General features: G+C 69.2%; 7 protein-coding genes. 4 read left to right on the top strand and 3 right to left on the bottom strand.

Annotated features, from left to right (window positions below; translation table 11 throughout):
* Nucleotides 1–136: 136 nt before the first annotated feature.
* The 3 genes from AADR41_RS28000 to AADR41_RS27990 all read right to left on the bottom strand — a co-directional run bounded on the left by AADR41_RS28000 (nucleotide 137) and on the right by AADR41_RS27990 (nucleotide 4,949).
* Nucleotides 137–628 (bottom strand): DUF6643 family protein, encoded by a 492-nt coding sequence (locus tag AADR41_RS28000; protein WP_342284184.1) that lies wholly within the window; start codon nucleotides 626–628, stop codon nucleotides 137–139.
* Between the two features lie 351 nt (nucleotides 629–979).
* A complete protein-coding gene (locus AADR41_RS27995) occupies nucleotides 980–1,456 on the bottom strand; it encodes a DUF6630 family protein (protein WP_342284183.1) in 477 nt (158 codons plus the stop codon).
* A gap of 163 nt (nucleotides 1,457–1,619) precedes the next feature.
* Entirely contained in the window at nucleotides 1,620–4,949 is a 3,330-nt protein-coding gene (locus AADR41_RS27990) for a BTAD domain-containing putative transcriptional regulator (RefSeq protein WP_342284182.1), read from the bottom strand.
* A gap of 245 nt (nucleotides 4,950–5,194) precedes the next feature.
* Here AADR41_RS27990 and AADR41_RS27985 point away from each other — a divergent pair, with 245 nt between their 5' ends.
* The 4 genes from AADR41_RS27985 to AADR41_RS27970 all read left to right on the top strand — a co-directional run.
* A complete protein-coding gene (locus AADR41_RS27985) occupies nucleotides 5,195–6,136 on the top strand; it encodes an ACP S-malonyltransferase (protein ID WP_342284181.1) in 942 nt (313 codons plus the stop codon).
* A gap of 3 nt (nucleotides 6,137–6,139) precedes the next feature.
* Nucleotides 6,140–6,397, top strand: a complete 258-nt coding sequence (locus AADR41_RS27980; protein ID WP_342284180.1) for an acyl carrier protein — start codon at nucleotides 6,140–6,142, stop codon at nucleotides 6,395–6,397.
* Between the two features lie 33 nt (nucleotides 6,398–6,430).
* Nucleotides 6,431–8,473 (top strand): asparagine synthase (glutamine-hydrolyzing), encoded by a 2,043-nt coding sequence (gene asnB / locus AADR41_RS27975; RefSeq protein WP_342284179.1) that lies wholly within the window; start codon nucleotides 6,431–6,433, stop codon nucleotides 8,471–8,473.
* Nucleotides 8,473–12,961: type I polyketide synthase (locus tag AADR41_RS27970; protein ID WP_342284178.1), on the top strand; the 4,489-nt coding region annotated here is incomplete at its 3' end. The genes asnB and AADR41_RS27970, both read left to right, overlap by 1 nt.

Genomic DNA, 12,961 nt, shown 5'->3' with positions numbered 1-12,961 from the left:
GCCAACGCGCGGACCACCCCCGTGAGTTCCCGTCCGCCGGGCCGGGCTGACGGTCCGTCCGGTGCGGGAACGCCGAAGTCGCCGTCGAGTCCCCATGGCTCGACGACGACTCCGTGCGACTGCGCGTGAGGTCGGCTCAGTACCCCCGGCCCTGGTACGGGCGGTTGTACGGGTCCTCGTACGGCGAGGGCGCCGGGGCCGGCCGCTGCGGCGCCGGACGCGGAGCCGCGGGACGCATCGCCTCGTAGCCGGTGCCCGGCGCGGGCCGCTGCTGTTGCTGCGGGTGGGGCGGCTGGTATCCGCCCCGGGCCGCGGACGGCTGCTGCGGGATGTACGGCGCCGGCGCGTGCTGCAACTGCGCGGGCTGCATCGGCGCGTAGCCCTGCTGAGCCGCCGGCTGCTGGTAGCCGTACGACGGACCGGGCTGGGAAGGTGCCGCGGGAAGAGCCGGCAGCGCCGCCGGGAGAGCCGGCAGATAGCTGTTGCCGGTGTCATAGGCGGCAGGCACTCGGATCGGAGCGATCTGAGGGGTGCCCCGCTCCGCGACCAGGGAGTCGTAGATCGGAGTGTCGGGGAACGACGGTGCGGCGTAGTAGCCGCCGCCGTAGGTGGAGCGGGGGGAGGTCATGACACCTAAGTTAAGCCCACGATGTGCCGGTTGGGGAGTCCCAATCTTGGGGTCATCCGTTTTACGCTGATTCTGTCCGCCCGGCCTGCTAAGAGATCCATAAACTTTCGTCGGTCGCGGGGGCTTTTCCATCGCGGGGCCCTATGCGCACGCCCGTGGAGAATTCCTCGGAACGGCGGTGGTGTGTTCCCTCACGTCCGCCTCCTGTTCAGTGAGTACGGCGAGTTCCGGGAGTACATCCGCGCATGGCGCGACCGGTCGCCGGGCAAGGCGGAGCCAGGTGTGATGCCCCGAAGAGCGCCCGCACCTCATGGCCCCGGGCTCCACCGGGCCGTGGTCACCGCACCGCCCTCAGTTCCCCAGGCCCCGGGCGGTGTATCCCGCACGGCCGGCGAGTTCCGTCAGCTCTTCGACCTGCGCCGCGCGCAGACACACCACCGGGTAGCAGTCGGATTCGATGTCGAGGACGACGAGCGCCGCGCCGACATCACGGTAGTGCCGACCGCAGGCCGTCAGGAACTCGTGGGCCGGCAGGGACATCTCGGCGGCTTCGAACAGCACCCAGGGGTCCACGGACGGACGGGAGGCGAGCATCCTCAACCGGGCCCGGATCTCCTGCGGATCTTCCTTCCAGTCGAATTCCGCGAGCAGTTGGTGATCGAAGAGCGCGTCCACGAGCGCTATCCACGCGAGTTCCGCGACGGGCTCGTGGATGCAGCGCTCACCCAGCTGATCCGCGTGCGTCCGCACATAGCCCTCGGGATCGTCGTGGGCGTGCAACACCTGCTCGACCACATCGGGATGGGCCGGGGCGAGAAGCGATGCCATGGCTTCCAACGACATTCGGACTGTTTCGGTGCCGGACATGGTGTGTGCTCCTCGGGTGGTCGTGCTGCCGTGTTGTCGCCGGGGGCGGGGGCGGATGCCCTCCGGGCGTTCACGGATACACCTACACCCCGAGTGGCCCACCGGGGACCGCAGGTGGCACCGCTCACTCCGGCAGTACCGTTTCTGCCGACTCGGGGCCCAGCAGCTCGTGCAGCAGGTGCGTGGCGGGCAGCGCGGAGTTGAGGTACACGTACTCGCGCCGGTGCTCGACCACCGCGACCATGGTACGCAGAGTGTCCACGGCGTCCTCCCGCTGCCCGGCGTGGTGCTGGGCCTGGGCCAGCAGTCCCAGATGGAGCGGGAGGCGTATGTTCGTTCTGGACTGCCGCAGTTCGGCCAGCGCGTTCTTCATGTCGGATATCCCCTCGCGATGGCCGGTGTACGTGAGGGCCCAGCCCAGCGGCAGATGGAGCATCGCCTTCCAGTAGTACAGCCCGTGCTCGACGGCCAGCCCGACGCCCTCGGTGCCGGAGGTTCGCGCTGTCTCCACGTCGCCCTCCCAGGCGGCCACGATCGCGTCGACGTAGAGGGCCTGGACCCGGTCCCACGGCTTGCTCCCGTGCTGCGTGAGCCGCAGCAGGCGGCGGCGCTGTTCCGCGGCCGTCGCGGAGTCGTTCAGCAGCCAGTGGGCGAGGATGCAGTAGCAGCGGAAATAGACGCGTGGGTCGGACCGGTACGTTCCGTCGGGTAATCGGCCCTCACAGGCGAGGCGCTCCGCCAGTTCCGCTCCGGGCTCCAGCTCCTTGAGCGCATCGGACAGGTGGCCGCGGACGAACAGCGCCATACCCTCGCCGTATGCCGCGCCGAGCCGGGCCGTCGGTCCGTCGGTGCGTTCCGCGATGTTCCGCAGCAGGACGGAAAGCTGCTGTGACTCGTCGTAGCGGCCGCGCACGAGAAGTGACGTGGCCAGCAACGACAGGACCGTCGGGTCGTCCGGCGTATGAGGCGTCGTGCGCGGGGTTTGTCCCTGGGTGATCTCCGCCTCCGCCTCCGCGTCGCCGAATCCGTGCACCTGGCCCAGTACATGGCCCAGCTCCAGGTGGAGCCGCTGCTTCAGGTCGCGGGCGGTCGTCCCGTCGGGCAGTGAGCCGGCCGAGCCGACCGCACGGCGCAGCCACAGCTCTCGCTCCTCGGAGGCCAGGCGCAGTTCCGCGTTCTCCGCCGCGCGCAGCAGCCAGGGCAGCACTCGCTCCGGGGGCATGACGTCCCCGGCGAGCCAGGCGTGTCGGGCGACGCGATCGGTCTCCTGCGGATCGCCGCCGATCTGGACCTGCGCGGACAGCGCATCGGCGTACCGGGCGTGCAGCCGTTGGCACTCCTCTTTTGTCAGCTCGCCGGTCAGTGCCTCCTGAGCCTGGGGAGGGGCGATGCGGAGCCGTCCGGTGCGCTGCCGGTCCGGAGCGAGCAGGCCGTACCGGACGGCCGACTCCACGACGGCGATGGCAGAATTGCCGCCGACGGCACGGCACACCGCGTCCAGGTCGAAGTCGGGTGCGACGACCGCGCACAGCCGGAGCAGCCGGAGCACGGGTTCCGGCAGCATGGCGAATTCCTGCCGCAGTACCGTGCGCGCGCACGTCACGATCAGGCCGAGGATCTCGTCCGTGGCACCGGGCTCGCGCAGGTCCCTGGCGTCACAGAGCAGGGAGAGCATCTGGATGACGAAATACGGGCTGCCCGTGCTCTCGCGGTGCAGCGCGTCGATGATCCGCTCGTCGACGCCCGGTCCCGCGTGCGCGTCGACCAGTGTGGCGACATCCGGACGGGCCAGGCCGGCGAGCCGCAGGATCTCCGCGTCCGGGCCCTTGAGCACCTCGGTCATCACCCGGAACCGCGAGGCATCGGGCCACACCTCCAGGTCCCAGCCGGTCAGTACGATGCTGAGAGGATGTCCCTGGCGACGGGTGGTCAGCAATCGGAGCAGGTCCAGAGAGACCGCGTCCGCCCAGTGCACGTCCTCCAGCAGCAGCACCAGGGGCCGCTGAGCGGCCAGTGAGAGCAGCACTTCGCAGAGCGCGTCGTGAATCCGGAAGGGGCTCGGTGCGCCGCCGGGGTCGGGGCCGGTCCCGGTTCCGGGCAGCAGAGGGGCGAGCAGCGAGCCGAACGGCGCGGCGGCGGCCTCGAATGCCTCGGGCCGTGCCGCCGACAGCCGCCGCAGCACCTGTGTCCACAGCCAGTACGGCGGGACTCCCTCTCCGCAGAAGCAGCTGCTCCGGATCGTCTCCATGCCCTCGTCGATGCCCTGGAGGCGCTGGACGAGCTCCATCATGAGGTGGGACTTGCCGAGCCCGGACGAGCCGAACACACAGGCAAGATGTCCACGCCCCGTCGCCGCACCGGCCGTTGCGGCGACCAGCCGCCGCAGCTCCCGTTCCCGGCCGGTCAACGGCGGGGGCGGCACGGACTCGAAGAGGGCGAGCCCGGGGGCCATGGCCGCGACCCCTGCCGTACGGTCCGGTTCCTGGGGCTTGCCCATACTGCGCATGGCGGTCTTCGCGCCCCCGGGGGACACCTCCGCCACCCGCTCCGCCGCGCCGGACAGCACGGTCCGGATGGGCCGGGGGAGCTCGGCGGCCCCGGCCGGCAGCTCGCCGCTCAGCACGGCGCGTGTCCGCTGCTCACCGAGTTCCTGCCGGAGCAGAGCGGTGTGCAGCTGCTGGAGCTCGGCCGTCGTGTCCACGCCGTACTCCTCGACCAGATAGCTGCGCGTCCACTCGTACACCTCCAGCGCCTCCGCCTGCCGACCCGACCGGAACAGCGCGGTCATCAGATGGCCCACCAGGCGTTCCCGAGTGGGATGCTGACGCACCTCGCGTTCCAGTTCCGTGACCACCTCCGCGGTTCTGCCCAGGACGAGACCGGCCTCCGCGGAGGTCTCCAGGGCGGTGAGCCGGACCTGCTCCAGCCGGGTGCTCTCGTCGGCGAGCGGCTGGTGAGTGACGAACTCCGCGTACGGGGAGCCGCGCCACAGTCCGAGCGCCCGGGTGAGCCGGTCGCGGGCCGCCACTGGATCCTGGCGGGCGAGGAAACGGCGCCCCGTGGAGAAGAGCTGCTCGAACCGGTGGACATCCACCTGCTCCGGAGGCAGCTCAAGGACGTATCCGGGGGCCCGGTAGCGGAGGACCGCCGGCCGGTCGGGGCCGGTCGCGGGGGCCAGCGCCCGGCGCAGATGCGAGATATGGCTCTGCAGGGTGGCGACGGCCCGCCGGGGCGGGTCCTCCCGCCACAGCTCCTCGATGAGCACGGTGGTGGGGACGACCCGGCCCAGCCTGATCAGCAGCAGGGCGAGCAGCGCTCTGCGACGTGGCGGGCCCAGCGGTACGTCATGCCCTTCGTACTGGGCCGACATCGGCCCCAGGACCTGCAGCACCGGTCCGGAGTGGGCGGCCGACGGTGGAGGCAGCAGTGTGCTCTGAGCCTGACGTGCAGACATCTTCGGCCCCATTCGTTCCCACGCTTGAGACTTCTCCGGCTAATTGATCCTAGAACAGGGGGTGTTCCGTCATGTGATTCGGCTGATGAATGGCCAATAAACGATCACGTAATTGGCAATTTACTTCTCCCGCATACCGATGGAAGCGGCAAGCGAACGGCAAGTAGGCAGGCAAGGATCCGGACAAGGGAGCGCGTCGGGTCATCAGCATTCCGGCCAGTGGACCGCAAGGGGGGTGGCACAGCATGTGCGGAACCGACATCGCCGCGTGGTGTGGGCCAGTCACCGGCGCAGATCCTGGAGGCATCACGGTGTTCGCGATTTTCTTCCCCGGGCAAGGAGCGCAGTTCCGGGGTATGGGCGCAGATGTTTTCGGCCGCTATCCGGGCCTGACGCGATTCGCCTGCGAACTCTTGGGGTACAACCTGGTCTCGCGCTGCCGCGACAATCCGGACGACGTGCTCTCCCGGACGGAGTGCACACAGCCGGCCCTGTTCACCGTCAACGCGTTGCACACGTTCGAGCGTGAACGCCGGGAGGGCCGGCCGGCCGACTACTGCCTCGGACACAGCGTGGGGGAGTACAACGCGCTCCTGGCTGCCGGGGTCTTCGACTTCGAGACGGGTCTGCGGCTCGTCGCCAAGCGCGGCGAACTCATGGCGGCGGCGTCGGGCGGCGGGATGAGCGCGGTCATGAACACCCCTGCTCCGCGCCTGCTCGGCATGTTGCGGGAGGACGGCGTCGACGGGGTGGACGTGGCGGCCTACAACACCGACGCCCAGGTCGTGATCGCCGGCAGCGACAGCGTGCTGCGCGCGGCCCACGCCTCCTTGAAGGCCCGGGGCATCCGCTTCGCCCCCTTGCGGGTCAGCGCCGCCTTCCATTCGCGACACATGGAGCCTGTCCGCTCCGAATTCGAGAGTTTCCTGCAGGGGTTCACGTTCGCGGAACCGGGAACGGCCGTGATCTCCAATGTGACAGGGCGGCCCCACGAGCGGGGTGCGATACCGGAGATGCTGAGCAGACAGCTCGTGGAGCCGGTGCGATGGGTCGACAGCATTCGATATCTCCTTTCCCTCGGTACCGGTCTCGATTACGAGGAGATAGGCGGAAAGTCCCTTCTCCGCATGGTGAAAAGCATCGAGAAGACCGGTGACCGGAACGCACTCGTCGAGAGCGGGGTGTGAGACATGGACAGGAAGCAGTACATACAGCGGCTCATCGAGGACCAGTTCCTCGTGGAATTCGACGGTGAACTGACCGCCGAGACCGATCTGTTCAAGACGGGAGTGATGGACTCCTTCGGATATATTCAGCTCCTTACCGCTGTCGAAAGGGAATTCTCGCTCCAGCTGACGGACGAGGAATACCTCAGGAACATCTTCTCTTCGCTGGAGGCCATCGACGCCTTCGTAGCGAACAAGCTGGCCGAGCGCGACGGCCGCTGAGACCGCGACGGCCACTGGAGAAGGAGACCCCGCATGTGCGGAATCGCAGGCTTCGTCGCGCCCTCGCTCCACGACGGAGGGACGCCGGAGGTGATCACCTCCATGCTGTCGCTCATCCGCCACCGCGGGCCGGACGAGGCGGGCTACTACCTGGACGACGGCATCGCCATGGGCACAGCACGACTGTCGATAGTCGACCTCGCCATGGGCACCCAGCCGATGGCCGACCCGACGGACCGCTACTGGATCTGCTTCAACGGCGAGTTGTACAACCACATCGAACTGCGCGAGGAACTGCGCGGGCTCGGCCGCCGGTTCCGTACTCGCTCCGACACGGAAGTATTCCTGCAGGCATGGGCCCAATGGGGGCCCGCGTGCCTGCCCCGATTCAACGGCGCGTTCGCGGCCGCGATCCGGGACGTGAGGTCGGGAGACCTGTTCCTGGTACGGGACAGATACGGCAAGAGGCCGCTCTTCTACGTCGACCGCGAGGGGTGCGGCGCCCAGGGAGCCGGGAACGGGGAATTCCTCTTTGCCTCCGAGATGAAGGCTTTCCACGCGTTCCCGGGGTTCCGTTTCGAACTCGACCCCCACGAACTCGCCTCCACCTTCGCGGTATGGACGCCGTTGCCCGACCGGACCCCCTTCCAGCACATCCGCCAGCTCCCGATGGGGTGTTACCTGACCGTCCGCGACGGGCGGGCGGTTCTGGGCGACTACGCGGAGCTCGAACTCGACGTACCGCCGTTCACCGGTTCCGAACGGGAAGCGGCCGCATCGGTCCGCGACGTCCTCCGTGAGAGCGTCGAGATGCGGCTGAGGAGTGATGTCGAGGTCGGTGTCTATCTGAGCGGCGGCCTCGACTCCTCCATCGTCACCAAGCTGACGACCGATCTCTCCTCGCACGAGGTCCGTACTTTCTCCGTGGAGTTCGACGACGCCGTCTTCGACGAGTCGAGCAGCCAGCAGGTCGTCGCCTCGCACCTCGGTACCCGTCACTCGTCCATTGCCGTGTCCAGTGCCGACATCGCGGCGAACTTCCGGTCCGCCGTGTACCACGCGGAAGTACCCGCGTTCCGCGCGGCGTTCGTCCCCATGTTTCTCCTGTCCCGCCACGCGCGGGACGCCGGAATCAAAGTGATCCTCAGTGGTGAGGGCGCCGATGAGGCGTTCCTCGGGTACTCGCTCTTCCGCGAGACGCTGCTGCGCGCTTCATGGAACGAACTGTCGGACGATGAGCGCATGGCCAGGCTCGGCAGCCTTCACCCGGAACTGAGTCATTTCGGACCAGCGAACCGGGCAAGGATGAAGGGCCTCTTCGAGCAGTTCGCAGTGGAACGGCTGCCTGGCCTCTTCTCCCACGAACTCCGTTACCAGAACGGTCGTTTCGCCACGCGTCTGCTGAAACGACACGATGAACCGTTCGCGGATCTCATGGCCCTGACGGGCGCGACACCCGGATACGCCGCGCTGAGCCCGGTCCGAAGGGCACAGTGGCTCGAATTCAAGACGCTGCTGCCCGGCTATCTTCTTTCCACCCAGGGCGAGCGCATGAGCCTCGCTCACGGTGTCGAGAACCGGTGCCCGTTCCTGGACCCCGCGGTCGTCCGCGCGGCGGCCTCGATCAATCTGCGCTTCGACGACGGTCTCGATGAGAAGGCCATCCTCAAGAAGGCGTTCTGGGGTGAGCTGCCGGAATTGAGCCTCACTCGGGAAAAGCAGCCGTACCGCGCGCCCGGAGCGGCCGTCTTCAAGCAGCAGCAGCCCGACTACCTGGAACTTCTCCTCTCGACGACGGAGCTGGAGAAGATCGGCGGCATCGACCCGGTGTTCGCCCGGAAGCTCGTCAAGAAGATCATGGCCACGCCCACGGACGAGATCAGTACGAAGGAAGACCAGGCCTTCGTCTACCTGCTCTCGACCGCGGTCCTCAACCAGCAGTTCGTGCTGGGACAGGAAAAACCCGGGGAATCAGCGGCACTGGCCGATTTCAAGGTGAACACCATCATCGATCAGCGGAATTCACGGGGATCGACGCCGGCCCATCGGGGCCTCCCCTCTGCAGGAGGAATCTGATGAGTACGTTCGAACCGGCGCCCGCGACGGACGATGTCGCGATCATCGGGCTCGCTCTGCGATTCCCCGGCGCGGAGACTCTGGAAGAGCTCGGCGGACACCTCGTCGCGGGCCGGTCGCTCATCTCGGAAGTCCCGCCGGAACGCTGGTCGAAGGAACGGTACTTCGGTGACCCCAGGCTCGGGGCCCAGAAGACGAACAGCGTCTGGGGCGGCTTCATCGAGCATGCGGACTGCTTCGATGCCGATTTCTTCAATATCTCGCCGCGCGAGGCCGAGAGCATGGATCCCCAGCAGCGCATGGCTCTCGAACTCGCCTGGCGGGCCATCGAGAACGCAGGCTATGCGGCGAGTGCCCTCGCCGGAACGGAGACGGGCGTCTTCATGGGTGTCTGCCATGCGGACTACGCGGAAATGATGGAACGCGAAGGGGTGCGGACGGACGTCTATTTCCCCACCGGGACGGCATACTCGATCATTGCGAACCGAATCTCCTACTATTTCGACTTCCAGGGCCCGAGCATCACCAACGACACGGCATGTTCGAGCTCGCTGGTGTCGGTGTACGAAGCGGTACGCGCGCTGCGCAACGGCGAGTGCGGTGTCGCCCTGGCCGGCGGAGTCAATCTGATCTGGTCGCCGAAGCACTTCGTCGCGTTCAGCCAGGCGAGCATGTTGTCCCGCACCGGTCGTGCCGGCGCATTCGATCAGAGCGCCGACGGCTACGTCCGCGGTGAAGGCGGGGCGGTGCTCCTCCTGAAGCCCCTCGCGCGGGCCGTCGCGGACGGCGACCCCATCCACGCGGTCATCAAGGGCGTCGCCACGAACCATGGCGGCCGCACCAACTCCCTCACCGTCACCAACCCGACGGCACAGGCGAATCTGATCGAGGGGCTCTACACCCGCGCCGGAATCCGGCCGGAGACCGTTGGCTATATCGAAGCGCACGGCCCCGGAACGCCCGTCGGCGATCCGATCGAGATCATGGCTCTGAAGGAAGCCTTCCGTAACCTGCACGCGGCCCAGGGCACCGTCGCCCGGCCCGAGAGCTGCGGAGTCGGCTCCGTCAAAACCAATATCGGGCATCTGGAAGGCGCCGCCGGTGTCGCCGGGATAGCCAAGGTGATCAGCTCACTGGCACTGGGGATACTGCCCGCGAACGTCAACTTCCTGAATCAGAACAGGCTCATCAAGCTCGAAGGCAGCCCGTTCCATGTCGTCCGCCACACCCGACCCTGGAGCGCGACGGCCCCCGGAGGCGACGGAACGATCCGGCCACGGCGGGCCGGGGTGAGCTCGTTCGGATTCGGTGGCACGAACGCGCATGTCGTGCTTGAGGAACACCTCTCCGATGAAGCGGGTGCGGGAGCGCGGGACGCCTCCTTCCGGGGTCCGGAGCTCCTGCCGCTCTCCGCGAAGACGCCGGACCGACTGCGCGCGGTCGCGGTCGACCTGCTCACCCACCTGCGCGAGCACCCGTCGCAGGCACTCGCCGACATCGCTCACACCCTGCGGGTCGGCCGGGATCCCATGCCCGCCCGGGTCGCGTTCGCCGTCGAGGACCGCGACGAACTGGAACTGCTCCTGGGGGAGTTCAACGACGGAACCCGTGCGGCGGGCGAACTTCACCTCGGCGGGAAGGCGCGAGGCACGGAGGAGGAAGTCGCCGAGCTGAGGGCGGCAGGGACACACTGGGTACAGGGCGGGGCGGTGGACTGGGCGGACCGGTCCGGGCACGGCGCACCCCGGCCGCGTCCACGACGTGTGCGGCTGCCCGGATATCCCTTCGCCCGTGAGCGGCACTGGTTCAGCGTTCCCCACAAGGAGGTCCGGGCCCCGCACAACGAGGTCGAGCCCCCGCGCACGGGCGCCGAGGCAGGAGTGACGCCACCGGCAGCGAGCGCCGATGCCGCCGCACACCCACTGGTTCACGCCGCCACCTCCGGCCCCGCAGGTCACCGCTTCAGCTCGACGTTCACCGGAGCGGAGCCGTTTCTCGCCTCGCACGTGGTGGGCGGTGACCGTGTGTTCCCGGCGGCCGCCCACGTCGAGATGGTCCGGGCCGCGGTTGTCCATGCGATGGGGCCCGACGTTGCGGAGCCGACGGTCGTCCGGCTCCGCAACGTCGCATGGCCGCGCCCGCTCGTCGTGCGGGACGCGCCGGTCGAGGTCAGTGTCCGGCTCACCCCGCAGGACGGCGCCGCCCTCGCCTTCGAGGTCGCCACCGGCACGGACCCGGCCGCGGTCCACAGCTCGGGCATCGTCGAGGCCGGCGGGCCGCGGGAACCGGATCGCGTCGATCTGGGCGCGCTGCTGGCAGCCTGCCCCGGGGAGCGCGGCCCGGTGGACGTGTACGGGGCGTTCCACGACCGGGGCCTGGAGTACGGACCTGCCATGCGCGGGCTCAAGGAGCTCCGGCTGGGGACGGGGGAACTGGTCGCGCGTATCGGGAAGCCCGCTGCCGGTGAGGCGGCGGACGCCGGATACGTTCTGCCTCCGAGCGTGCTCGACGCGGCACTCCAGTCCTCCGTCGTGCTCCTGGCGGAGACTTCGCGAGAGCCGTCCGGCAGCCCGGCACTGCCGTTCGCGTTCGAGGAGCTCACGGTCCACGGCGCCTGTGTGTCGGAGACCTGGGCGTGGGTCCGGCGCCGCGAAGGGCACAGCACGCTCGATGTGTTCGACATCGACCTCTGCGACCCCGAGGGCGTGGTGCTGGTCGCTCTGCGCGGGCTGGTCCAGCGGACCCACGGGGCGAAGCCCGGACGCGGAACGGGCGCCGACGTCGTCACCGCCGCCGTTCCCTGGGTGCCGGCGCCCCTGGACGTACCGGAGGACCGGGCAACGCCCCTCCCGTCCGTGCGCGGGTACCTGAGTGGACGAGCCGCCGCCCACACCACCGTCGTGGAGGGCACGACGGGCTTCACCCTCGCCCGCCTTCCCGATGTCGGGCCCGGCCGTGTCGCCGATGGTGTCGGGGCCGTGGTGGACCTGGTGTTCCGGCACGTCGCGGAGCTGGTCAGGTCGAAACCCGGGGGAGCGCACCGGTTCGTCGTCCTGGTGGACGACCGGTCGCCGCGGCACTGCCACGCGCCGCTGACCGGCCTGTTCAGAACCGTCGTCATGGAGAACCCCCGTGTCACGGGCCGTGTCGTACGCGTCGCGGAACTCGACACCGCGTCGCCGGAGCGGATCGCGGACATCCTCCGCGCGGAGGCGGCCGACCGGTCGGCCGACTGCGAGATCCGCTACGCGGCCGACGGCACCCGTCACGCGGCACGTCCCGTGGAATTCCGTCTCGGCGAAGGAGCGGAGATCCCGCCGTTGAAGGAGGGCGGGGTCTACTGGATCACGGGCGGTCTCGGCGGTCTGGGGCTGCATGTCGCACGGTACTTCGGCCGGTGTGCGGGCGTCGTCGTCGTCCTCAGCGGCCGGTCGGCTCCCGGGGCCGCGAGCGGGACGGCCCTGCGCGGACTGCGGGAAGCGGGGGTCGAGGCCCACTACCTCCCCGTCGACGTGGGCTCGAAGGACGACGTGGACCGTGCGGTACGCACCATCACACGGGATCACGGAGCGATCGACGGCATCGTCCACGCGGCGGGTGTCCTCCGCGACGCGTACCTCTTCACCAAGGACGCCTCCGACGTCCGGGCGGTGCTGGCGCCGAAGGTCGACGGCGTGCTCAACCTCGACGCCGCCACGCGCGGCCTCGCGCTCGACTTCTTCGTCGCCTTCTCCTCCGTGGCGGGGGTGTTCGGCAGTTCCGGGCAGTCGGACTACGCGGCGGCCAACGCATTCATGGACGCTTTCGCCCACCACCGCCGGGCACTGGAAAAGATCGGCGAGCGGAGCGGGAGCACGTCGGCCGTCAGCTGGCCGTTGTGGGCCGACGGCGGGATGTCCATGGACCCCGTGACCCGGGAGTCGATGCGCCGGGACCGGGGCTGGGAGCCCCTCCCGACGGAGGACGGCATCCGGGTTCTCGGCGCAGTGCTGCGTGATGCGCCCGCCCACACCGTGGTGGCGTACGGCGCCGAAGCGACGCTCACGGTCACCGCCCCGCTCCCAGCAGCGTCCCGCTCCGTTCCCGTGGACACCACATCCGCGGCGCCCCCGGCCGCCGGCGCAGAGGAGGACCTGACGGAGCGTACGACGGCCCTGCTGCGCCGCGTCGTGGGAGGGGTGCTGCACCGCGACCCCCTGACGCTCGACGAGACGGCCAATCTCGTCGACTACGGGATCGACTCGCTCGCCATCCTGGAGACGACCGCGTCGCTCGAAGTGTTCTTCGGCCCGCTGTCCAAGACGATCTTCTTCGAGTACACGACCATCGAGGGCGTCGCCGGCCACCTCGTCGCGGAGCACCGCGACAAACTGCGCGCGATCATCAGCGCCGAGGAACCGACGCCGCCGGCCGCACCCGCGTCCCCCGCGGCCCGGACGGACGAGGCGCCGGCCCCGGCGCCGGCCCCGGGCCCACCCCCCCCGCCCC

The sequence above is a fragment of the Streptomyces sp. CLV115 genome (assembly GCF_038448545.1).
In the GTDB taxonomy this organism is placed as follows: Bacteria; Actinomycetota; Actinomycetes; order Streptomycetales; family Streptomycetaceae; genus Streptomyces; species Streptomyces sanglieri.
This window is presented reverse-complemented; position numbering and strand designations above follow the sequence as displayed.